At 45.8% G+C, this 21,833-nt stretch carries 22 protein-coding genes and 1 riboswitch; of the genes, 15 read left to right on the forward strand and 7 right to left on the reverse strand.

Annotated elements, in window-relative coordinates; translation table 11 throughout:
- Positions 1–6: 6 nt before the first annotated feature.
- The 4 genes from ACK8OT_RS16510 (at position 7) to ACK8OT_RS16525 (ending at position 2,241) form a co-directional block, all read left to right on the forward strand.
- A complete protein-coding gene (locus ACK8OT_RS16510) occupies positions 7–648 on the forward strand; it encodes an ATP-binding cassette domain-containing protein (RefSeq protein ID WP_410197609.1) in 642 nt (213 codons plus the stop codon).
- A 25-nt stretch (positions 649–673) separates the two neighbouring features.
- Positions 674–1,144, forward strand: coding sequence for a PliI family lysozyme inhibitor of I-type lysozyme (locus ACK8OT_RS16515; RefSeq protein ID WP_410197610.1), 471 nt, complete (start codon positions 674–676; stop codon positions 1,142–1,144).
- A 4-nt stretch (positions 1,145–1,148) separates the two neighbouring features.
- Entirely contained in the window at positions 1,149–1,586 is a 438-nt protein-coding gene (locus ACK8OT_RS16520; RefSeq protein WP_410197611.1) for an arsenate reductase/protein-tyrosine-phosphatase family protein, read from the forward strand.
- 121 nt (positions 1,587–1,707) lie between these two features.
- Positions 1,708–2,241, forward strand: a complete 534-nt coding sequence (locus ACK8OT_RS16525) for a DUF7482 domain-containing protein (RefSeq protein ID WP_410197612.1) — start codon at positions 1,708–1,710, stop codon at positions 2,239–2,241.
- Between the two features lie 11 nt (positions 2,242–2,252).
- On the opposite strand, the gene ACK8OT_RS16530 is transcribed toward ACK8OT_RS16525, so the two are convergent.
- The 3 genes from ACK8OT_RS16530 to fadI form a co-directional block, all read right to left on the reverse strand.
- The gene (locus tag ACK8OT_RS16530; RefSeq protein WP_410197613.1) at positions 2,253–2,849 is read right to left on the reverse strand and encodes a GNAT family N-acetyltransferase; all 597 of its coding nucleotides are present in this window, start codon (positions 2,847–2,849) and stop codon (positions 2,253–2,255) included.
- A gap of 110 nt (positions 2,850–2,959) precedes the next feature.
- Complete coding sequence (fadJ, locus tag ACK8OT_RS16535; RefSeq protein ID WP_410197614.1) at positions 2,960–5,065, reverse strand: fatty acid oxidation complex subunit alpha FadJ; 2,106 nt, start codon at positions 5,063–5,065, stop codon at positions 2,960–2,962.
- Positions 5,065–6,381, reverse strand: coding sequence for an acetyl-CoA C-acyltransferase FadI (gene fadI / locus ACK8OT_RS16540; RefSeq protein ID WP_410197615.1), 1,317 nt, complete (start codon positions 6,379–6,381; stop codon positions 5,065–5,067). Before fadI ends, fadJ begins: the two co-directional genes overlap by 1 nt.
- A gap of 161 nt (positions 6,382–6,542) precedes the next feature.
- Here fadI and ACK8OT_RS16545 point away from each other — a divergent pair, with 161 nt between their 5' ends.
- The 9 genes from ACK8OT_RS16545 (at position 6,543) to ACK8OT_RS16585 (ending at position 16,167) form a co-directional block, all read left to right on the forward strand.
- Positions 6,543–7,502, forward strand: coding sequence for an AAA family ATPase (locus tag ACK8OT_RS16545; protein ID WP_410197616.1), 960 nt, complete (start codon positions 6,543–6,545; stop codon positions 7,500–7,502).
- On the forward strand, positions 7,499–8,446 hold the full coding sequence (locus ACK8OT_RS16550) for a DUF58 domain-containing protein (protein WP_410197617.1): 948 nt from the start codon (positions 7,499–7,501) through the stop codon (positions 8,444–8,446). The genes ACK8OT_RS16545 and ACK8OT_RS16550 overlap by 4 nt, the downstream gene beginning before the upstream one ends.
- Positions 8,447–8,507: 61 nt before the next feature.
- Positions 8,508–8,990, forward strand: coding sequence for a DUF4381 domain-containing protein (locus ACK8OT_RS16555; protein ID WP_410197618.1), 483 nt, complete (start codon positions 8,508–8,510; stop codon positions 8,988–8,990).
- On the forward strand, positions 8,983–9,948 hold the full coding sequence (locus ACK8OT_RS16560) for a vWA domain-containing protein (protein WP_410197619.1): 966 nt from the start codon (positions 8,983–8,985) through the stop codon (positions 9,946–9,948). Before ACK8OT_RS16555 ends, ACK8OT_RS16560 begins: the two co-directional genes overlap by 8 nt.
- Before the next feature lies 1 nt (position 9,949).
- Positions 9,950–11,875, forward strand: a complete 1,926-nt coding sequence (locus tag ACK8OT_RS16565; RefSeq protein WP_410197620.1) for a VWA domain-containing protein — start codon at positions 9,950–9,952, stop codon at positions 11,873–11,875.
- A 16-nt stretch (positions 11,876–11,891) separates the two neighbouring features.
- Complete coding sequence (locus ACK8OT_RS16570; RefSeq protein WP_410197621.1) at positions 11,892–13,526, forward strand: BatD family protein; 1,635 nt, start codon at positions 11,892–11,894, stop codon at positions 13,524–13,526.
- Between the two features lie 20 nt (positions 13,527–13,546).
- Positions 13,547–14,116 (forward strand): sigma-70 family RNA polymerase sigma factor, encoded by a 570-nt coding sequence (locus ACK8OT_RS16575; protein ID WP_410197622.1) that lies wholly within the window; start codon positions 13,547–13,549, stop codon positions 14,114–14,116.
- Positions 14,113–14,826: a DUF3379 family protein gene (locus ACK8OT_RS16580; RefSeq protein ID WP_410197623.1), complete on the forward strand. Its 714-nt coding sequence runs from the start codon at positions 14,113–14,115 to the stop codon at positions 14,824–14,826. The genes ACK8OT_RS16575 and ACK8OT_RS16580 overlap by 4 nt, the downstream gene beginning before the upstream one ends.
- Positions 14,827–14,955: 129 nt before the next feature.
- Positions 14,956–16,167 (forward strand): EAL and HDOD domain-containing protein, encoded by a 1,212-nt coding sequence (locus tag ACK8OT_RS16585; RefSeq protein ID WP_410197624.1) that lies wholly within the window; start codon positions 14,956–14,958, stop codon positions 16,165–16,167.
- 85 nt (positions 16,168–16,252) lie between these two features.
- Here the strand turns inward: ACK8OT_RS16585 and ACK8OT_RS16590 are convergent, their stop codons facing one another.
- On the reverse strand, positions 16,253–17,830 hold the full coding sequence (locus ACK8OT_RS16590; RefSeq protein WP_410197625.1) for a Na+/H+ antiporter NhaC family protein: 1,578 nt from the start codon (positions 17,828–17,830) through the stop codon (positions 16,253–16,255).
- Positions 17,831–17,868: 38 nt separating this feature from the next.
- Positions 17,869–18,041: riboswitch (Lysine riboswitch) on the reverse strand.
- A 451-nt stretch (positions 18,042–18,492) separates the two neighbouring features.
- On the opposite strand from ACK8OT_RS16590, the gene ACK8OT_RS16595 reads away from it, so the two are divergent.
- A complete protein-coding gene (locus ACK8OT_RS16595) occupies positions 18,493–18,885 on the forward strand; it encodes an H-NS family histone-like protein (RefSeq protein ID WP_410197626.1) in 393 nt (130 codons plus the stop codon).
- Positions 18,886–18,931: 46 nt separating this feature from the next.
- On the opposite strand, the gene galE is transcribed toward ACK8OT_RS16595, so the two are convergent.
- The 3 genes from galE to queE form a co-directional block, all read right to left on the reverse strand.
- On the reverse strand, positions 18,932–19,942 hold the full coding sequence (gene galE, locus ACK8OT_RS16600) for a UDP-glucose 4-epimerase GalE (protein ID WP_410197627.1): 1,011 nt from the start codon (positions 19,940–19,942) through the stop codon (positions 18,932–18,934).
- Positions 19,943–20,118: 176 nt separating this feature from the next.
- A complete protein-coding gene (locus ACK8OT_RS16605) occupies positions 20,119–20,343 on the reverse strand; it encodes a DUF3820 family protein (protein ID WP_410197628.1) in 225 nt (74 codons plus the stop codon).
- A gap of 10 nt (positions 20,344–20,353) precedes the next feature.
- Complete coding sequence (gene queE, locus ACK8OT_RS16610; RefSeq protein WP_410197629.1) at positions 20,354–21,031, reverse strand: 7-carboxy-7-deazaguanine synthase QueE; 678 nt, start codon at positions 21,029–21,031, stop codon at positions 20,354–20,356.
- 67 nt (positions 21,032–21,098) lie between these two features.
- On the opposite strand from queE, the gene queC reads away from it, so the two are divergent.
- On the forward strand, positions 21,099–21,755 hold the full coding sequence (gene queC, locus ACK8OT_RS16615) for a 7-cyano-7-deazaguanine synthase QueC (RefSeq protein ID WP_410197630.1): 657 nt from the start codon (positions 21,099–21,101) through the stop codon (positions 21,753–21,755).
- Positions 21,756–21,833: the final 78 nt, after the last annotated feature.

Consider the following 21,833-nt stretch of genomic DNA (forward strand, 5'->3'; position numbering starts at 1 on the left):
GCATAAATGAGTTTTCGCTGCCAGCATTTTCAAGTTTTTAAAGCGGGTAAGCCGTTATTTCAACCATTGAGTTTTGAACTTAACAAGGGCGAGTTACTAGCGATTATGGGGCCAAGTGGAGTGGGAAAGTCCAGCTTGCTCAGCGCCATTGCAGGCACTCTCGACCCGGTCTTTTGTTGCCAAGGTAAAGCCACCCTCAATGGGCAAAATTTACTCAATTTACCATTGCGCCAACGTCAAGTCGGCTTAATGTTTCAAGACGACTTGTTGTTTCCACATTTTAACGTCGGTCAAAATCTTGCGTTTGCCCTTTCCCCATCATTAAGCAAAGGTCAGCGCCAACAACGGATCGAAACGGCACTGGCCTTTGCCGAACTTGAAGGATTTGCAGCGCGTGATATCACCACCTTATCGGGCGGCCAGCGCGCAAGGGTCAGTCTGCTGCGCACCTTATTGGCCGAGCCGAAGCTATTATTATTAGATGAGCCATACGCCAAGCTAGATAAAAGCCTAAAAGATAACTTTGGCCAATTTGTGCTAGACCATATTCAACACGCTAACGTTCCTGCTATTCTGGTTAGCCATGATGTTGATGATGCCAAGGGTTGGCCAATTGTAGAACTAACGTCGCCATCCCCAACATATTAATGACCAACACGATCAAGGTAGAAACATGCGAAAGATTCCTTTATGGCTTACTTTTTTAACCTCTTGCGTTTGCTTTAATGCATCGGCAACGATGGCACCCGAATCGCCTTTGAGCTTAGAAACACAATTGCCCTCAGGAGAAACTTTGGTGGTGGCAACCGGCGCGGGTGAAGCCCAATCTATCGGCAGTTACAGTGTGCGTCTTTATCATTCGACTGAAGACAAAAACAAGCGCACCTTTTTTGCAAGTGGCCTTATTGCTGAGCGCTCAGGCACCCTTGGATCCATCGAGCTAATAGATCTTAACGAAAACGGACAGCTTGAACTTCTCGTAATCACGCGCTCAGTTGGCACAGGCAACTACATCAACGCTGCCGCCTATGCCATAGAGCAAGACCGAATCAGTGAGCTACTCACCTTAGACGATTTAGCGCCAGAATATGATGTCATCGCATCCATTAAACACGCCCTCTTAGCCAACGAAACTGATGAGTAACCAAATGATGAAAAACGTTCTATTCCTGTGTACTGGTAATTTCTACCGTAGCCGCCTTGCTCATGAATACTTTAATTTCTGGTGCGATAAACTGGCATTGCCTTATCAAGCCGACTCACGAGCCTTAAGCCAAGTGTTAGAAGGCAATGGTAATAAAGGGAATATCGCCAAAGAAGTCGTGCAAATTTTAACGGGCCTTGAGATCCCTTGTCATAGTCAGCATCGTCCGCCCTTGTCGGTCACGGCAGATGATTTTGCCAACGCAGAACTTGTCATCGCAATGGATAAAGATGAACACCTACCAATGGTGTCACAAGACTATGTCGCTGTGAAAGATAAAGTAAACTACCTAAATGTGGGCGATGTGCATGTCGAGCCCGTCTATGTAGCCGTGCCTAAGCTCATTAAACAAGTCGATCATTTAATCTCAACCCTAACCTAACCAATGGGGTAATTTCGGGCCTATTTACGTTGTCAGTTCGCATTTTTCACATACTGGGTTTGCGCATGATGTAACGATAACTAGGCTCTAACTATCAATATGTTAGTTGAGAAATAAGCCCATGAAGAAAATCATTACTGTCACCAGCGCACTGCTACTCATTGGCTTAAGCACTGGATTAACAACTGGCTGTACTCACTCGCCGCACCAAGCAAAATTAAATTTACAGCAAGGCTGGTATGAAGATGTGGCGGTCTATTACGTCACCACTGACGTGTCTGACGCTGAGATGGCCAAGGCCATGGACGCCAACTACACCCCGAGGCTGCTAGATGCCATTCCAGATTACCCTAAGCCACCGGAAGTGAAAACCATACTGGAGCGGGTTTATTTTTTCCCCAACAAGGAGCAAGGAAACGTTCTGGCTTCCATTCCCACGCCACTTGGGCCAAGCAGTGAAGATCTCAACTACAGCCCTATCTGGCTATTATTCAAGGTAACATGGCTGGGAAGCCAAGCCATACAGCCCTTGCGCTCTGAGGAGGCGATTTTATCAGCGCAAGAGCAAGGCTGGATTGACGTTGAACGCACCAATATTGTGGTCAACTGCCCCGTTGTCAGCATAGATAACAAGCAGTTTTTACAACAAAGGTAAGGCATAAAGCTTTACAACTTCATGCCATAACCAATGGAATGCTCAAAGGTGGCAATCGGCTTGAAGCCTAAGCGTTCATAAAAAGCAATGGCGTTTTTATTACTTGCTGATACTTCTAAGTGCACGCCTTCGACCTGATTTTGTTTTAGGTTATCAATGAAGGCCTGCATTATCTTACGTCCTATCCCATGTCCTTGAGTTTGAGGTAATAAATTGATGTGTAAATGGGCAGGATAATCTGCGTATTCTGGTCGAGGGAAATACCCTTGGTGGATATAGCTAATCAGGCGGTCGTTTAAACTAACGCAGTCAGTATTCGGTAATGGGTATTGTTGTCGCCATTGCCCAAACCATTCGTCCTCACAACGCTTGGCAAAGTTTGATGAGTCTTGCGTGCCCACCACATAACCACAGACCTTGTCATTTTCGGTGACGACAAAACAAGTTTGTGGCTCTAACACACCATACGGCGCGCTGTAAAAATGCCCCACTAACTGCGGATCTTGAAACAGTGCAGAAGCATCCTTGCCACCGTCTGCGGTTAATAAGCATATTTCGTAAAGAGCCGCTAAATCATCGGCTTGATATGGTCTAACATGAAATGTCATTCGCTTTCCAATCTCGGTGGTGATGGGATAAAGATACCGACACCACCACATATAAACAACATTATCGACTGCAAAATTACGATTATATTATGCAACATTGATTTTTTGCACTATATATCACTACTTTTGGCCAGCTTATCAATTAAATTAGCAATTTCTGCCTCTACCACAAATCGTTCACCGTATAGCTTGGCGAATATTTGGCACTTATCTAAAATCGCACCCGCCCCAAGTTGACGGATCATATTTATAGGTCCACCTAAATAAGGGGGGAAACCTATGCCAAATACCGCGCCGACATCGGCATCCCCATCGCTGGCCACCACGCCTTGGTGTAAACAGCGACAAGCCTCTAACACCATCTGTAATACGCAGCGCCATGCAATATCCTCTGGGCTTAAACTGGCATTAAGGCGAATATCTAACACATCATAAACTCTATCATCACCGAGCTGGCGTGACTTCTTATCATCGTAGCGATAAAAACCTTTGTTTGCTTTTTTGCCGAGCCGCTGATCTTTTAGCAAATGGGGAAACACATCCGGCGGCGTAAATCGCTTGCCTAACTGCTGAGTTAAAATAGGGGCTATTTTTGCCGCGACATCCAACCCTACTTCATCAAGCAAACGAAATGGGCCAACCGGAAAGCCAAAGTCTGTTAAAGCGGTATCAATTTTTGTCACCTGTTCGCCAGCCAACAAAATACGCGCCGCTTCATTGATATAAGGCGCTAAGATGCGATTGACATAAAATCCCGCCTCGTCTTTAACCACGATCGGCGTTTTACCTTGGCTAATCGCATAGTTAATGGTACGAGACAAGGTTTGTTCGGACGTTAAGGCATGAGGGATAACCTCCACCAAAGGCATTTTTTCTGCTGGGCTAAAGTAATGTAAGCCAATGATATTTTCAGGGCGTTGCGCTTTGTTTGCGATAGCCGCAATGGGAATGGATGACGTGTTACTGGCAAAGATCGTTGCTGGCTTGGCATGCTGCTCTACATCGGCCACCATTTGCTGCTTAAGATTGAGATCTTCAAACACCGCTTCAATCACCAAGTCGGCTTTGTTTAGGCCTTGATAATCTAAGCTACCCGAGTAGCGATTAATCACTTGATCGTAGTCGACTCGACTAAGGTGACCGCGACGGCGCTTTTGCTGCAAAATATGATGACCATAGGCGAGCGCATTGGCAACGCCTTGCTGATTGATATCTTTAATACGGGTAGGCGTTTTCGCTTGATTTACGCAGGTATAGGCAATGCCGCCGCCCATTAAGCCACCGCCTAGCACCCAAACTTGCTCAACCTGACGATTGTCGCTGAGCGGTCTTTTCTTTTTTGCGGCGGTCGAAGCAAAAAACAGCCTCCGCAGCGCCTGTGATTCGGATGTCATGACCAGTTGGCCAAACTGCTCGGCTTCAACCTTAAACCCAGCTTTGCTCATATTGCGCTGTTTAAGCACATGAATGATGGCATCAATGGCCGGATAATGGCCTTTAGATTGGTTCAATGCGCGTTTGTGTGCTTGCTTAAGCAGTAAAGATTTGAATAAAAAGGAGTCCATTAACCTCGCAGCAAGCGGTTTAGCGCGGCGTCGCGATACTTTCTTAGGCTCACTCGCGAGTGCTAAGGCCGTTGCCAATAACACATCTTGGGCGACCATACCATCAACCAGACCCAGCTTAAGCGCCGCTTTCGCATGAAGTTGCTTACCCGTTAGTATCAAAGCCAAGCTTTGACTCAAACCAATTTGCTTCACAAGTCGTTGAGTACCACCGCTGCCGGGTAATAAGCCTAATTGCACCTCGGGCAAGCCAAGGCGGGTTTTCGGGTTGTTACTCACCAGTCGATAATCACAGGCCAAAGCCAGCTCTAAGCCGCCGCCTAAACAGCTACCATCGATGGCCGCGACCACCCGATAGGGCAGCTTACTTAACCGTGCAAACAAGGTTTGACCGGTCGCCGCCAGTTTGGCCGCTTGATCCGCTGCGCTGCAGGCATCGAGCATCTTCACATCCGCGCCGGCAACAAAACAGTCTTTTTTGCCGCTGTAAATCACCAAACCTTTAATTTGCTTATCTTGCTCTAACTGCTCAAGGATAGCGGTCATCTCAGTGATGGTTTGCTCAGATAAGGTATTCACCGATTCATGCTCAAGGGCAATGCATATTTGAGCGATATCCTCAGCGGTGCGAACTAAGGTTAATTCAGCCATTATTTCACCTCCAAAACAAATGCACTGCCTAAGCCACCCGCGGCGCAAGCAGTACATAGCCCAAAACCGCCCCCTTGGCGGCGTAAATGGCCTAGCGTTTGTAAAATTAAGCGGATCCCGGTGGCAGCAAAGGGATGCCCATAGGCGATAGAGCCACCTTGTGGATTAAATTTTGCCATATCAACCTGACCAATTGGCGCCGTCAGCCCCACTTTGTCAGCAAAGCGTTGAGATTCAAACATTTGGATATTCGCGAGCGCCTGCGCCGCAAATGCTTCATGCATTTCGATACAATCTATATCTGCCAAGGTTAGGCCAGCTTTGGCCAACGCCATGGGCGTGGCATAAGCAGGGCCTAGCAACATATCTTGCCATACATCAATGGCGCTAAAGGCCCAGCTGCGAATAAGCCCTAACACAGGTAAACCTAAAGCCTCGGCTTGCTCTTGCGTCATTAACATCACCGCCGCAGCGCCATCGGTTAATGCGGTAGAGCTTGCCGCCGTTACTGTGCCATGACGCTTGTCAAAGGCGGGATTAAGGCTGGCATAATCAGCCAAATTCGATTGCGCGCGAATGGTATTGTCGGCCACTATGCCTTCTTTATAAGGTGCCACCCAAGTGGGCATCACCCACTCGTCTTGCCAACCTTGTTGCCATGAATGATGAGCCAATTGATGTGAGCGATGGGCAAAGGCATCTTGATCAGCGCGGCTAATAAGCCAAGACTTTGCCATTTGCTCGGCCGTTTGCCCCATGGTTAAGCCCGTTGAATACTCGGCGATAGCAGGAGCGACAGGCACTAAATCAGCCAGTTTTAGTTGCGAAATCAGATTGATTTTTTGCTTAAGGGATTTGGCTTTATTTAATTTAGTCAGTTGTTTAGCCATTTGCTGTGACACCCCTATCGGCAATACCGAGGTGGAATCGGCTCCACCGGCGATGCCAACACTAATACTGCCCGCCATAATCGACTCGGCAACATTGGCCACCGCTTGTAAACTGGTCGCACAAGCGCGAGAGACAGAATACGCATCGGTTGTAGGACCCAGCGCGGTGCCAAGCACAATTTCTCTGGCAATATTGGGCGCACTGGGCATTTGCACCACTTGGCCATAAACCAATTGTTCGATGCGCTCTGGCGCGATATCGGTGCGCTGGAGCATTTCGGCTACCACTAATTTACCCAACTGCAAGGCGGGTACATCCGTATAACTGGTCATTTGTTTAGCAAACGGCGTACGTAATCCTGCTACTATGGCAATAGCGGGAGCTCCATTAGCTGGGCTGATAAAACGATTAGCGGCGTTTCGCATAATGGGCACCTTGAATGATGAGTTAGGTAGATAATGGTAAATATTGGTAAATTAATGTAAATGTTTTTTATATTTCAATTATTTAATCATAGCCAGTCTTTTCAGACTTGCTGCTTTTGGGTAGTATCTTGTCACCTAGTTAACAGACTAAAGTTTTTCTCATGACAGCACAAAATATTCAAGCGCTTAGAGCGCATCTAAATAGCGAAATTCTGGGCCAAAGCGAGTTAGTTGACAGTTTGTTGATAGCCCTGCTGGCGGATGGACACATTATTGTTGAAGGCCCTCCGGGATTAGCCAAAACGCGAGCGGTCAAAGCCCTTGCCGACGGTATTGCCGGTGACTTTCATCGGATCCAATTTACCCCCGATTTATTGCCAGCTGACCTCACCGGCACCGATATTTTCCGCCCGCAGACCAGCGAATTTATCTTTGAATCAGGGCCATTATTTCACAACCTGATCCTAGCCGATGAAATTAACCGTGCCCCAGCTAAGGTACAATCGGCGCTGCTTGAAGCCATGGCCGAGCATCAAGTGACAGTGGGTAAACAGACCTATCCACTACCTGAACTATTTTTAGTGATGGCCACGCAAAACCCGTTGGAGCAAGAAGGCACTTATCCATTGCCTGAAGCTCAACTCGACCGTTTCATCATGCATCTTGAGCTAGACTACCCTGACGCTGAAACCGAAAAAGCCATTTTGCGCCTCAACCAAAAAGAAATCATGGGGGCTGCCAAAGCGCCGCTGAAAAAGCTCACTCCTGAGGATATTTTTAAGCTGCGCGATGCGGTAATGCAAGTCAACTTAGCCCCTGCTTTAGAGCAATATATCGTTGACTTAGTCATGGCCACACGCCAACCACAGCGATACTCAGATCAGCTTGCAAGTTGGATCAGCTATGGCGTTAGTCCGCGTGCCACCTTAGCGTTAGCCAGAACAGCTAAGGCCAGAGCTTGGCTTGAAGGCCGCGATTTTGTGACGCCGGATGACATCATTCGCTGTTGTTTCCCAGTGTTTAGACACCGTATTTTACTCAGCTATGAAGCCGAAGCCGATGGCATCAATGCCAATACCGTGATCCAACAAATCATCAAACAGGTGGCATTAACCGCATGATAAATCCAGCTTTACCTGATAGTGATGGACTTAATCTGACACTAAAAGAGTTGCTGTTTTATCAACAACAAAACAAGCCTCGCCCACTGCAAGGCCTTGCCAAAAGTGCCATGGCAGGGTCATATCGCTCTAGTATAAAGGGTCGAGGCATGGAGTTTGATGAAGTTCGTCAATACCAACCCGGTGATGATGTGCGCGCCATTGATTGGCGCGTGACGGCCCGCACTGGCAGTACCCATACTAAGATTTTTAAAGAAGAAAAAGAGCGCCCCGTGTTAATGCTGGTGGATTTATCTGACAGCATGATTTTTGGCTCTCAGCTGCTGCTTAAATCCGTACAAGGTGCTCATTTAGCTGCTTATTTGGCATGGCAAGCCAAGCAACGTGGTGACCGTATCGGTGGGGTTATTTTTAACCAAGGCCAGCATCAAGAGCTGCGTCCTAAAGGTCGAGCAAGTGGTGTTTTACAATGGTTACACCAACTGCAACAGCTTTATACCAATCAGCCACAAGCGTTATTACAAGTTGAACTCGGCTCAAGCCAGACTCCGGTTAACCAGCAAGACTATTTTACCCAACAATTAACCCGCTTGAGACGCTTAGCACAGCCGGGTAGCCAAGTGCATGTGATCAGTGATTTTGCTCATCTAGATGATGCTGGCGAGAAACAATTAGCGCTGATTAAACGTCATAATCAAGTCACCGCGTGGCAGGTTTTTGATCCTCTTGAGCTGCAACTTCCTAAGGCAAGGGGCTTAGCAAGCAAATTAACCTTCAATGTGCTTACCGAGCAAGGAGCGGGCTGGCTACGTTTAGGCAAAGACGATAGTCACTATCAACAACAAGCCCTGCTACGCCAACAACATTTGCTAACGCGCTTAACTCGACGCGCAATCAGTCTGCGCCAAATCAGCGCCGGACAGCCTCTGTTTGCCCAACTATGAGCGTTCAATGTGGAGTGCTGTTGAAAAATGACAACCCTGTTCTTTTTGGAGTATAACGATAATGCAAGCTAATTCCGCGATGCCTGATTTGGGCCTGCATGACATTATATTGCCCCCGCCCCCAAGTTGGTGGCCGCCCTCCATTTGGGCTATCTTGGCTGCTGGGCTAGTGTTAGCGCTTTGCGCCCTGATCGCCATTGGCATTTATCACTACCTAAGCAAGCGTAAAATCCAGCGTTTAGCTATCAAAACACTTAACCAGCAAGCCACAATAAGTATTACTGAACTCAATACCTTGCTAAAACAAGCAGCATTACAATACTACCCCCGTGAACAAGTGGCTTCACTTCACGGCCAGCACTGGCTGGATTTTTTAACCCAAAGCAGTGCCAATAAGGCAAACTTTTCGGCCCAGCAAGCACGTTGGCTTACGGCGTTATATCAACAAGACAGCCAAGCCCAAGCCGCTGACATACAACTTGCCCGTGTTTGGCTAAAGCAAGCACTGCCGATGGCAAAATCATGGCGAGGTAAGCATGTTTGAGTTTAGTTATGTTTGGGCAGCTTGGTTGCTTCCTTTACCCCTATTGATGCGCTTATTACCCGCGGTGACCAAACAGCAAGTGCGCCTATGGTTACCCCTCGCCCAAGTTGGTGCGGATGCCCCGACTCAAACCAGCAGTCGATGGCCGGTTATTTTATTATGGCTAACTTGGTTGTGCTTTGTGCTCGCCTTAATGCGCCCCATTTGGCTTGGTGAGCCGATTCGCATTAGCCAAGAGCACCGCGATGTGATGCTCGCCGTTGACCTTTCCGGCAGTATGGAAATCGAGGACATGGAGCTGGGGCTGCGCCAAGTAAACCGCTTAGAGATAAGCAAAAAAGTGATCAATGACTTCATTGCAAGGCGTCAAGGCGACCGCTTAGGTTTGATCTTATTTGCCGATCACGCCTATTTACAAGCACCGCTAACCTTTGATTTAACCACATTACAAGCCCTGATGCAGGAAACGCAAATTGGCCTAGTCGGTGATAAAACCGCCATCGGAGAAGGCATAGGATTGGCGGTTAAACGCTTTATCGAAGCGCAAAATGAGCAAAAGGTATTGATTTTACTGACCGATGGTCAAAATACGTCGGGCAGTATAACCCCCATTCAAGCTGCCGAGTTGGCCAAGGAGCATGACATTAAGATCTACACCATCGGCCTGGGCGCCGATGTGATGATCCAGCGCAGCTTATTTGGCAGTCATCGCGTTAACCCATCGGCCGATTTAGATGAAAAAACCTTAACCGAAATTGCCGTTATGACCGGGGGTCAATATTTCCGAGCCCGTAGCAGCGAGGAGTTAAGTCAAATCTACCAAACCTTAGATAAACTTGAACCCATCAGTGCACAAGAGCAAAGCTTTCGCCCCGAGCAGCCTTTGTTTCACTGGCCCTTGCTGATTGCCTTAATGTTACTTTCGATTCGTTTAATTTGGCTTAAGGAGGCGCAATAATATGGAGTTTCTGCGTCCTTATTTTCTATTGTTATTACCTTTAGTTGGCCTTATCGCTTGGCAAATGAAGCGCAGTCAGCCGGCGCAAACCTTATCCGGCTTGATTGCACCGCATTTGTCAAAACAGCTTGTTAGTGGACAAACCAACAAGCCTCGCCACATTACCTTGGTCGCAATCATGCTCATCGTCTGCATCATTGCCTTAGCTGGGCCAAGTTTTAGAAGCCTAGAGCTGCCGGTAAAACAAATCAGCCCCGCGCGGGTGATCGTAATGGACATGTCAGCCGATATGCTGGCCACTGATTTGCAGCCTAATCGATTGACGCAAGCTCGATTCAAAGCATTGGATCTGGTCAAGCAACGCCAAGAAGGCGAGCAAGCGCTGGTGGCTTATGCCGGTGACGCTTTTAGCATCAGTCCGTTAACCTTTGATGGGGGGAATCTACTCAATCTTATTCCCAATCTTGCCCCCAATATCATGCCAGCCATGGGCAACAAGCCGCAAACAGGCCTAGCCATGGCGATAGAGCTGTTGACCAATGCCGGACACCAACAAGGCGACATCGTATTTATCACCGCGGGTTTTAATGACGAGCAAGTCGATGCCATGCAAACCATGTTAGCCAATCAGCCGTGGCGTGTTTCTGTGCTGGCCGTGGGCACCAGTAAAGGAGCCCCCATTAGCCTTGCCAACGGCGATCTATTAAAGGACAGCCAAGGTAATATCGTGATCCCGCAACTTGATGCCGCCACCACCGCTAAGGTGGCTCAACTAAGCGACGGTATTTACCTCAATATTCGCGCCGATGGTAGCGATGTTGAACGCTTGAATGAGATCCACTTGTTAGAAAGTAAACGTAAAGAAAATGCACAATCCGAGCAAAACTTAACCACCAGCCAACAGGTTGATGATGGCTATTGGCTACTTTGGTTAATATTACCATTCTTATTATTGGCTTTTCGCCGCGGCCAGTTAGCCTGCATTCTGCTTCTAGCCACCCTTGTTCAACCCGAGCCAGCCATGGCCAGTTGGTGGCAAAACGAGCAAACCAATGCTTATCAGGACTTTGAGCAGCAAGCCTATCCGCAAGCAGCCCAGCAATTTAGTGATCCGCTATGGCAAGGTGCCGCCTATTATCGCGCTCAAGATTACGTAAGTGCTGCCCAAGCCTTTGCAAAAGTAGAAACCGAGCAAGGCTATTATAACTTAGGCAATGCTCTGGCCATGAACCAACAATACCAAGCTGCAATCGAGGCTTATGAACAAGCCCTCACACTTGCTCCGCAAATGATTGAGGCAAAAGAAAATAAAGCCACAATTGAAGCGCTACTCGAGCAGCAAGAGCAGCAAGAGCAGCAAGAGCAGCAAGAGCAGCAAGAGCAGCAAGAGCAGCAAGAGCAGCAAGAGCAAAGCTCATCTGAAAATGAGCAACAAGAGAACCAACAACAAGAGAATCCAAATAAAGATCAAACCCAGCAGCAAGACTCAGAGCAGGAGTCCGACCAAGAACAAGGGCAAGATCAACAACAAGATGATCAGCAAAATAGCAAGCAGCAAGCGCAGCAAGAGCAGCAAAAGCAACAAGAACAAAGCTCAACGTCAGAAAATGAATCTGAAGCAGAGCAAAGCGCCGAGTCACAGCAAGCTCAAACCAGCCCTGGTGAGGAGCCTTCGGATGAGTCCTCGAATGAGTCCTCGAATGAGCAGCAGGCTACGCAGCTTGATCAGCAGCCACAAGCTAGCCCAGAGTCCGATGAAACAGAGGACCAGCTAGCGCAACAACCAGTAGCGCAGCAACAAGACGTTAACCAAGAGCAAGGCCCTGAAATTCCGGCATTATTACAACAAATGCCCGATGATCCTGCGGTGTTATTACGCAATAAGATGCGTTTAGAATATCAAAGACGTCAACGTGAAAATCGCTAACAGCAAGGAAATATCCGTGAAACAAGCAAGCAAAATAATAACTTATGTTTTATTAGTTTGGTGTGGACTTGGCGCTAGCTACACTTGGGCGGCCCTGCAAGCCAGCGTAAGCCAAAATCCAGTCTATGTCGGTGAAATTTTTACCCTTGAAGTGGCCATTGATAAAAGCCTCGACCCAGACGAACTAGACACCCAAGCCCTTGAAGCGACATTTGATGTATTTCGCCCCTCCGTGAGCCGGCAAAAATCTTATGTGAATGGCACCTTAACCAGCAGTACCCGTTGGACTATCTCATTACTTGCCAAACGCGCGGGCCAAGTTGTCATACCGCCCCTTACCATCGCTGGCGAAACCACACAGCCGATCAAGCTAACGGTATTAGATGAAAAACAACAGGCAAGCAATCAGCAAACCGACGATGTGTGGATGGAGGCAAAAGTCAGTCAAACCGACGTTTATGTCGGCCAACAGCTGATTTACACCGTGGATTTGTATATCGGCGCCATGTTAGAAAACGCCAATTTGCAAGCGCCTAATTTGCCGGGAGCCGAAGTGGTGCAACTAGGCAGTGACGAAAAGCAGATGGTGGTCAAAAACGGAGTTAAGTATCAACAAATTACCCGTCAATTTGCGATTACCCCCAAGCAAGCCGGTGAGGCTACCATAACAGGCGCAAGGTTAACGGGAGAGCTATATAAAACCGTTGCCACTAACGGCTTTCGAAGCCGCACGGTGCGCCAAGTGGTGGATATTAACAGTGGCGATCTAGCCCTTACGGTAAAAGCCAAGCCCGCTCAGGTTAGCGCCAAGGATTGGCTAGTCAGTAGTGAAGTGTTATTAAGTGAACAATTACAAGATGATGCACAAAACCTAACCGTAGGACAGCCGATTACTCGCACCTTTACATTGATTGCGGCTAATACCAGTGAGCAAGCATTACCAAAAATACAATTTAACTACCCAAGTTCAATACGAGTCTATCCAGATAAGGATGAAGTCAGCGGCTTTATTCATCAAGGCACCGCCTTTGCTCAGCGTATCAGCAGCCATGCCATCATCGCCGAGCAAGCAGGTGAACTGGTATTACCCGCCGTTTCGGTAGCTTGGTGGAATAGCGAGACCGATCAACTGGAATATGCCACCGTGCCAGAGCGTACCATTCAGGTGTTACCCGATCCCAACGCTCACGCAACGCCTATTCCCGCTATCCAGTCAGCGCCCGCTCAACAAAGTAGTGCCGGCTTTTGGCCTTACGCCACGCTAGCGTTTGCCCTACTTTGGTTAGCCACCTTAGCCCTGCTGCTTCGCCAGCGCCTAAACCATAAGCATCAAGGCAAAGTGCAATCGCAGCACAACATAAGCCAATCTGTCACTCTTAGTAATGTCGATAAAGCCTTAGTAGCTGCGGTAAAGACCAATGATCCGCGTCAAGCATGGCTAGCATTACAATCTTGGGCACAACATCATTGGCCCAACATCAACGGAGTGAGCCAGCTTCCCGTCTCGGCTGAACTACACTTAGCCATACAGCAACTGGAGCTGAGCATAGCCAAGAGCCAACCTTGGCAAAACCAATCCCTGTTAGCCGCCCTAAAGCAACAAAAGCGGTCAACAAGCTCAACGTCGCTGCCCCCAATTAACCCAAGTTAGGCCATAAGGCGAATATTTCGATGTTTAGCAAATTATTGGGAAAGAAAAAAGCCAGTCGCACGGTCATAGATGATATGGCTAATAAACAAAAACGTTATGAGGCTCTGGTACAAGCTTATCATGGCGATATTTATCGATACGCGTACTGGTTGTGCCGTGACAAGCATGTGGCAGAAGACATAGTGCAAGACACTTTTCTGCGTGCTTGGCGGGCATTGGATTCTTTGCAAGACGAAAAAGCCGCTAAGGCTTGGCTGATCACTATATTGCGTCGTGAAAACGCAAGGCGATTTGAGCGCAAACAATTTGATTTAGTCGACATGGAGACCGACACCTTAGTTGATAGCGACTTAGCCGATGGCGAGCAAAATATGGAAAATGAATGGCTACGTCGTCAAATTGACAAGCTGCCACAAGAATATAAAACCCCCTTGTTGCTGCAAGTGATTGTCGGTTTATCGGGAGATGAGATTGCCGAGCAACTTAATTTGAACAAAAACACGGTCATGACTCGTTTATTTAGAGCAAGGAGCCAACTCAAAGAGGCGATGGAAAATAAGTCAACTAAAACCAATATGGGGGGCAAATGATGGATGAACTCGAATTTCGCCGTCGCGTGTTAAGCAATCCACAAGATCAGGACGATGCCTTGATTGATGCGGCTCGAACAGATGCCCAAAAGAAGAAGTTTTTGGATGAAATGAAATCTTTTGATCAGCAACTAGAGAAAAGCTTAAAATCCGTTGCCGTGCCGGAGGGCTTGGCGGATAGAATATTACTTAATCAATCATTTGAGCAGTTTCAAGATAAGCAGAAAAATCACCGCTGGCACATTGCGTTAGCTGCTTCAATTGCCTTCATTATTGGTTTAAGTGTTAATTTAATTCAACTTCCCAGCTCACCCAATATGGGTGAAATAGCCATAGAGCATGTTCAAAATGAATGGCTATTTACTGAACAAATCAATGAAAATGCAAATATTCAGTCGGTGAATGCCAAGCTGGCTAAATATGGTGGCGCATTGCAGCAAGAGCTTGGTCATATTTACTATGTAAACCACTGCTCCTTTAATGGCGAGCCAGCGTTACATATGATCATGGCTGGCGAAAAAAGTAAAGTCACGCTATTTATTGTGCCTAAATCTACCCAACTTTCCATTGACCCTGTGTACACTAAAGGCAATATGCGAGCCATGGTGATGCCGGTACAAAATGCAAACTTGGTGATTGTTGCGGATATAGCTGAGCCGGTAGCCAAACTGGAGCAAAAGCTCGAAAGCAGCATTAACTGGTCAATTTAGCAGCAATTAGTCACTCACTGCGCCGAGAATATGCTCGAAAGCAGAGCTTGCTCTGCTTTTTCCGGTTTGGTTTAAATTCGCAATGCTATATTATGCTTTTATCATTAAACCTTAGCTGTGTTGTGTTTTATGTATTCTTTTGTTGCCCGTCAGCCTATTCTCAATACGAAAAAGCAAGTCATTGCCTATGAGTTATTATTTCGTGATAGCGCTGAAAATATTTTTCCCTATATTGACTCTGATGATGCCACCAAAAAGCTGGTTTCAGATAATTTTCTAAATGTGGGCTTTGATAAAATAGCAGACCATAAAACTTGTTATATCAATTTTTCCAAGCAAGCTATCCTGCAACAGATACCCCGTCTCTTACCGCAACAAAACTTAGTGATTGAGCTGCTAGAAGACATTGAACCCTGCAAAGAATTACTCAACGAAATCATTACGCTTCATGAGCTAGGCTATCAACTTGCGTTAGATGATTTTCACTATAAAGTGCAATGGCAGCCATTTTTACCCTATATCAGCATCATTAAGTTCGACATTCGCATGTCGTCATTTGATGAAATCCGCAAGGTAATCGCATTAACACAACATCATTCGATTAAGTATTTAGCCGAAAAAGTAGAAACTGTTGATGAATTTGAGCAAGTAAAAAAGCTCGGCATTGAAATGTTTCAGGGGTATTTTTTCAGTCGACCTGAAATATTAAAACAAAAAGCCCTCGCGCCCAGTCAGCTAGTTGTGCTTGAGCTATTAAATGAAATAGCAAAACCTGAACTGGATTTTAATCGAATCGAAGGCATATTTGTACGCGATGTCACCTTGTCCTATAAATTGCTTATGTTTGTTAATAAACAAATTAAGTCAAATGCGAAGCCTATCGCGTCTTTCAAACAAGCAGCCGTGTACTTAGGTGAGCAGCAACTGAAAAAATTTATCTCTCTTGTTGCTACCTCTTTATCCAATCAGGACAAACCCTCTGAATTGTATTTAATGTCGGTGATCCGCGCTCGCTTTTGTGAACTGGTTTTAGACAAACTAATCCCAGAAAATGCGCAACAAGGCTTTCTGGCCGGATTATTTTCATTATTAGACAGCCTGCTGGACCAACCGTTAACGGCATTACTTGCCGAAGTGAAATTAAAGCCAGCAATCACTCAAGCGCTTACCGCACGAGAAGGCCTCATGGGCAATTGTTTAAATTGTATTGAGCATTTTGAACGTGGTGAATGGCAAAAAATTAGTGAAGATGGCAAGCTGATTGGATTAAAACAAGAACAATTAGCGCAGATATATTTGGCATCTTTATCTTGGGCTAAGACATTTAATATCGGTAACTAAACCCATAACACACAGGAAACTTAGTGATGGCTGTTGCAATTGCAGTCGCACTCAAATCAGAGCACGACTGACATCTTGCTAAAAATCAGTTTTGCTCAGCCAATTTTAGCTCTTGGCGTTTTAGCTGATATAAGCACGCCGCTACCGCTAGCATCATTAGCAACAATGCGACACCTAGCCCCAACCACACTGAACCCGTGGCACCTAATACTAAATACCCCACAAAGCTCACAATAGCCGTTAACAAGGCATACGGCAGCTGAGTGACCACATGATCGATGTGGTGGCAGCTTGCCCCTGTGGACGACAAGATTGTGGTATCGGAAATCGGCGAACAATGATCGCCAAATACCGCCCCTGCTAACACGCTGGCCATGGCCGGTAACACTAAACTGCTATCAGACCCCATGGCTAAATCAGCCGCAATAGGTAGCATAATACCGAATGTGCCCCAGCTGGTGCCGGTCGCAAATGCCATAAAACCTGCCAATAAAAATAACAACGCCGGAATGTAAGCGGTATTAATATTGCCAGTCACCAAAGATGCCAAATACTTACCGGTTTCTAGCTGGCTAATGACACTGGCCATCGACCAAGCAAATAGTAAGATAACGATAGCCGGAAACATGGAGCGCGCCCCCGTAACCAAGGCTGAAAATAATACCTTAGTGGGTAACTTATTGCGTAACACCATCACGAGCGTAACCGCCAATCCAGTCAACCCGCCATATACCAAAGCGCCGGTTGCATCGGTATTAGCAAACACCTCGATTAAGCTAAATGGGCCTTCACTCGCTTTCGCGCCTAGGTAAATCAGACTAAAGACCGTCGCACCAAGTAATGCCAAGATAGGCAATAACAAATCCACCATATGAGCTTTATCGGCTTGAGCAGGAGGCAAGGTTTCCCCTGGTGGCGTGCCTTTATCCTTGGCATATAGCTGACCTTCTAATGCCGCTTGCTCATGCTTTTTCATTACCCCGATATCAAGTTTGAACCAGGCTGTTAGCAACACGAGCAGCAGTGCAAATACAGCATAAAAATTCATCGGAGCCATGGTCATAAAGGCAGTCAGTGGGCTTAGTTCAGTTAACTGATGAGTTGCCAGCAATCCACCTAAGATAGCTATGATGTAAGCTCCCCAACTTGAAATTGGCATAAGAACACACATAGGGGCTGCGGTGGAGTCTAATAAATACGCCAGTTTGGCTCGTGAAACGCGGTTTTGATCGGTGATCGGACGTGCAATGCTGCCCACCGCCAAACTGTTAAAGTAATCGTCAATAAAAATGAAGATCCCTAACAACACAGTAAGTAATTTAGCACCACGTTGGTTTTTAATCCGTTTTGCAGCCCAATGTGCAAATGCCGTGGTAGCCCCTGAGATCGTCATCAAACAAGTCATCATGCCAAGTAGTAATAAAAAGGCAATGATGTCTATGTTCCACTTGTTGAGCTCGCCGTCTTGCCAGAATAATGTCAATAACGTGGTCGCAACATATTCAAGCCAATGCAATGGATTAAAATCGACAATCAATAACGCCCCCATTGCAATGCCCAAACCAAGTGAAAGCAATACACGACGGGTAATGATGGCAAGAAAAACCGCTAAAACAGGGGGGATTAGCGATAAGGGGGATTCGGCTAAACTGATTAATTCCATTGGCTACTTACTTATATAAATGAAGAGCCAAGCAAATTCAGCACGGTAGCTCCCCATAGTGAAAACTATGACAGTGATACACCTGTTCAATGTACCCCCAGCCCAGTAAGTTTGATGACTTACTTGACTTCGGCGTACTTCCCTTTTGCTCTAGCTCAATGGCATCACCCTAACTAAAGCGACTAATGAAGTACGCACCTCTACGATATTGCGCCAAAAACTAACACGAAAGCAGCATAAAAACAAAGAATATAGACAGTGTTTATATCTTTATAATCATAATCAACCATAAAAAAGATATAAAACCTAAATTAGCATCATCAGTGCAGCATAAATGCGGGGCCACAACATGCCAACAGCGCAGTGCTTGGATAAACCATGCATTGCCGCTGTAAGTCACTTTTTATACTTCGGGCTATCGCGCTATTTAAGCCAAATAATACCAGTACTGATATATGGTACGGAAAATGTCCATGACTAAAGCTTCTACTACAAATAAATTAATGCCCTTATAAGCCTGCGATAGCCAAAATTTATTTATTTTTTCAGCCAAATTTTATTTAAAGATAAAAAACAGAATATATTCAGTCTTTAAAGACTAGAAATTCTATATTCTTCGGTCTATATTGTAGCCACTCTCACATTTATTTATGGTAACTAAAATGAGCGATATAATTAAAGCCCTGTTAAATGCCCGTAGCTTAAAGGCTGCAAGTAAAGAATTAACACTAGAACAATTAGAAGAATCATTAGCTAAATTCACTAAAATCGTTGAAGAAAGAAAAGCTGAAGAAGAAGCTGTACGTGCAGCTAACGAAGAAAAACTTCGTAAGCTAGAAGAATATAAAGAAATGCTTAAAGCAGATGGTATTGATCCTGCTGAGCTGTTAGGCAGTGTTGTCACTGAAACCAAAAAGCGTGAGCCACGCCCAGCAAAATACCAATACTACGATGAGCAAGGTGAATTACGTCAGTGGACAGGTCAAGGCCGCAAACCTAAGCCAATTCAAAAAGCATTAGATGAAGGCAAAAGCCTAGACGACTTCTTAATTTAATTGTTGTCTTTGTATCACCCATAAAAAAAGGCCTTACGGCCTTTTTTTATTTATACCCGTTAGGATTGTTAGACTGCCAACGCCAACTGTCAGTAGTCATGTCCTCAATTGTTTTTTCAGCTTGCCAATCTAATTCTTGCTTAGCAAATTTAGGATCGGCATAACAAGTTGCGATATCTCCAGGTCGACGAGGCGATATTTGATAAGGTATTTCTTTACCGCTCGCTTTTGCAAATGCAGCAACCATTTCTAGTACCGAATAACCTTGCCCCGTACCCAAATTATACGTTGCTAATCCGGGCTTCTCTGCTAGTTTAGCCACGGCTTTAACATGGCCTTTAGCTAAATCAACCACATGGATATAATCTCGAACTCCAGTGCCATCAGGCGTGTCGTAATCATTACCGAATACATTTAATTGCGGCAGTTTACCCACAGCTACCTGAGCGATATAGGGCATTAAATTATTGGGAATGCCATTAGGATCTTCACCTATGGTGCCACTAATATGAGCGCCTACCGGGTTGAAGTAACGCAGATTGATAATATTCCACTGCGGATCACTGCGATATAAATCACCCAAGATTTCTTCGATAAAGAGTTTACTGCGACCATAAGCATTGGTGGCTGAGGTCGGAAAATCTTCGGTAATGGGCACCGTAGCGGGATCGCCATACACCGTAGCCGAAGAACTAAACACGATATTTTTAACATGATGCTTTGCCATTACCTGACAAAGGGAAACCGTGCCACTGATATTGTTGTCGTAATAGGTCAGGGGGATTTGTGTTGATTCACCCACGGCTTTAAGACCTGCAAAGTGAATAACACTGTCAAACTTATATTGACCAAATAATTGCTCTAACCCAGCGAGATCACGAATATCTAATTCGTGAAAAGGGATCTTTTTGCCGGTAATGCTTTCTACACGTTTGAGAGATTCAACATTTGAGTTACTCAGATTGTCGATAACAACGACATCATAATCTGCATTTAATAGTTCAACTAAGGTATGGCTACCGATATAGCCAGCTCCACCTGTAATTAGAATACTCACTTATCTCTCCATTTAAATGTGAAATTGGGTTGCCTTATTGCTCCAATCAATACCTCAGTAAGCAATAAAATAGCTAAGGTAACGAATGAAACAATTTGACTTTAACTTGATTGTATTACAGCTGAGCGATGAAGTAACTAGCTCGCAGCTTAATCCTAAGATAAATTGGTCTTGCGCTATTTGGCTAATAAGATAGGTCTTAACATGGTTTCTAAGCCATTAAGCTTAACTTCGTAGGCCAAAGCCAATTGCTGGCCAAGTAGACCTTGAGGAAATCCTTGCTGGGAAAACCAGACTAAGTAGGGCTCTGGTAAATCGATCAGCTTTAAGCCTTTATATTTACCAAATGGCATCGTTTGTAATAAGGCTGCTTTCATGGCAAAAATATCGTGTTGCTCCATTTCAGCTTCCTTAATCTATACCTAAGTACTTATGGGTTTGAATGGATAACCGCCAGTTCCTAGCGATACAAGTATCCATTGCCAATTTAGTCGCACGCGGCTTTTGACTGATAGGCTGTAAACATATTTGAGGTGGCTGTTGCCATTGACACTGAGCAAGTAATTCATCCAAAGCATCAATGTCTTTCTCGGTCGCCACGGGGTGTTTGATCTCATTTGCCCGTTGCAATGCATCTTGGCGCACCGCTAACCCCCCTTTCATCTTAACTTTTGGTGAAACAGTAACATAAGCTCGGTCATCAACCTTGATTTCATAGGTGCCGCTGGTTTCAATTTGACACTGATAGCCCAGTTCAGCCAATCTCAAGGTTAACTCGGTTAGATCATACATACATGGCTCACCGCCGGTGATCACCACATGTTTAGCGTTGTAACCTAAGCGATTAAATTCAGCCACAATCTGCTCTGGTGTGGCATCTGCCCAAGCATCCGACTCATCACTTTTATGGGTAACCCGCTCAAGTTGCGTTTGTTGCTCTAGCGAAATATGCCAAGTATGTTGGGTATCACACCAAGGACAACCGACATCACAGCCTTGCAGACGCACAAAAATAGCCGGCACACCGGTAAACACCCCTTCGCCTTGAATGGTTTGAAAGATTTCGTTGATCCGATAAGCTTGAGCCATTGGTTTATACACCTGTTTTGCGTAAAATCGTGGGTTATATGTGAATAATAAGCGAAACTCAAGACTTATGAGCAAAAAAGTAGTCGTCATTTACTCCGGTGGAATGGATTCTTATACCGTTCTCAATAAAGCCATTCAACAAGGGCATGAAGTATTTGCTTTAACCTTTAATTATGGCCAGCGCCACGTTAAAGAGGTTCAGGTTGCCAGTGATTACTGCCAAAGCCAAGGCATTAATCACAAAGTAGTCGATATTTCAGCTATCAATCAACTGATAGGTGGATCTTCATTGACATCTGATATTGCGATTCCTGAAGGCGATTATGATAAAGCCAATATGACATCAACTGTGGTGCCTAACCGCAATATGATTTTGCTTTCAATGGCTATTGGCTATGCAGTCTCCATCAATGCCGAGCAAGTAATGTACGGCGCACATGGCGGCGATCACGATATCTACCCGGACTGTCGTCCTGAGTTTGTCAAACGCATGAATGATGTGGCTTTGATCGCCAATTACGAACCGATAGAAATCGTCACGCCGTATCTCAATGCCAGTAAAAATGACATTTTACAAGATGGCCTAAGTATGGGATTAGACTATCAATTTACATGGACCTGCTATAACGGTCGTGAAAAGGCCTGTGGTAAATGCGGCGCTTGTAAAGAGCGACTAGCCGCTTTTGCTAGCCAAGGTAAAACTGACCCGCTTAGCTACGAATAACTCTGCTATCCCATTACGGGTAGGAGCGGTTTTTAAACCGCGATTTCGGCTATCAACATGCTGGTTCGCTGAATAAAT

The organism is Motilimonas thetidivivens (assembly GCF_046452435.1).
Classification (GTDB): domain Bacteria; phylum Pseudomonadota; class Gammaproteobacteria; order Enterobacterales; family CBDFNC01; genus Motilimonas.

Coding starts and splice junctions, on each gene's coding strand:
- ACK8OT_RS16510 (WP_410197609.1), top strand. CDS start 7: ATGAGTTTTCGCTGCCAGCATTTTCAAGTTTTTAAAGCGGGTAAGCCG.
- ACK8OT_RS16515 (WP_410197610.1), top strand. CDS start 674: ATGCGAAAGATTCCTTTATGGCTTACTTTTTTAACCTCTTGCGTTTGC.
- ACK8OT_RS16520 (WP_410197611.1), top strand. CDS start 1,149: ATGATGAAAAACGTTCTATTCCTGTGTACTGGTAATTTCTACCGTAGC.
- ACK8OT_RS16525 (WP_410197612.1), top strand. CDS start 1,708: ATGAAGAAAATCATTACTGTCACCAGCGCACTGCTACTCATTGGCTTA.
- ACK8OT_RS16530 (WP_410197613.1), bottom strand. CDS start 2,849: ATGACATTTCATGTTAGACCATATCAAGCCGATGATTTAGCGGCTCTT.
- fadJ (WP_410197614.1), bottom strand. CDS start 5,065: ATGGCTGAATTAACCTTAGTTCGCACCGCTGAGGATATCGCTCAAATA.
- fadI (WP_410197615.1), bottom strand. CDS start 6,381: ATGCGAAACGCCGCTAATCGTTTTATCAGCCCAGCTAATGGAGCTCCC.
- ACK8OT_RS16545 (WP_410197616.1), top strand. CDS start 6,543: ATGACAGCACAAAATATTCAAGCGCTTAGAGCGCATCTAAATAGCGAA.
- ACK8OT_RS16550 (WP_410197617.1), top strand. CDS start 7,499: ATGATAAATCCAGCTTTACCTGATAGTGATGGACTTAATCTGACACTA.
- ACK8OT_RS16555 (WP_410197618.1), top strand. CDS start 8,508: ATGCAAGCTAATTCCGCGATGCCTGATTTGGGCCTGCATGACATTATA.
- ACK8OT_RS16560 (WP_410197619.1), top strand. CDS start 8,983: ATGTTTGAGTTTAGTTATGTTTGGGCAGCTTGGTTGCTTCCTTTACCC.
- ACK8OT_RS16565 (WP_410197620.1), top strand. CDS start 9,950: ATGGAGTTTCTGCGTCCTTATTTTCTATTGTTATTACCTTTAGTTGGC.
- ACK8OT_RS16575 (WP_410197622.1), top strand. CDS start 13,547: ATGTTTAGCAAATTATTGGGAAAGAAAAAAGCCAGTCGCACGGTCATA.
- ACK8OT_RS16580 (WP_410197623.1), top strand. CDS start 14,113: ATGATGGATGAACTCGAATTTCGCCGTCGCGTGTTAAGCAATCCACAA.
- ACK8OT_RS16585 (WP_410197624.1), top strand. CDS start 14,956: ATGTATTCTTTTGTTGCCCGTCAGCCTATTCTCAATACGAAAAAGCAA.
- ACK8OT_RS16590 (WP_410197625.1), bottom strand. CDS start 17,830: ATGGAATTAATCAGTTTAGCCGAATCCCCCTTATCGCTAATCCCCCCT.
- ACK8OT_RS16595 (WP_410197626.1), top strand. CDS start 18,493: ATGAGCGATATAATTAAAGCCCTGTTAAATGCCCGTAGCTTAAAGGCT.
- ACK8OT_RS16605 (WP_410197628.1), bottom strand. CDS start 20,343: ATGGAGCAACACGATATTTTTGCCATGAAAGCAGCCTTATTACAAACG.
- queE (WP_410197629.1), bottom strand. CDS start 21,031: ATGGCTCAAGCTTATCGGATCAACGAAATCTTTCAAACCATTCAAGGC.
- queC (WP_410197630.1), top strand. CDS start 21,099: ATGAGCAAAAAAGTAGTCGTCATTTACTCCGGTGGAATGGATTCTTAT.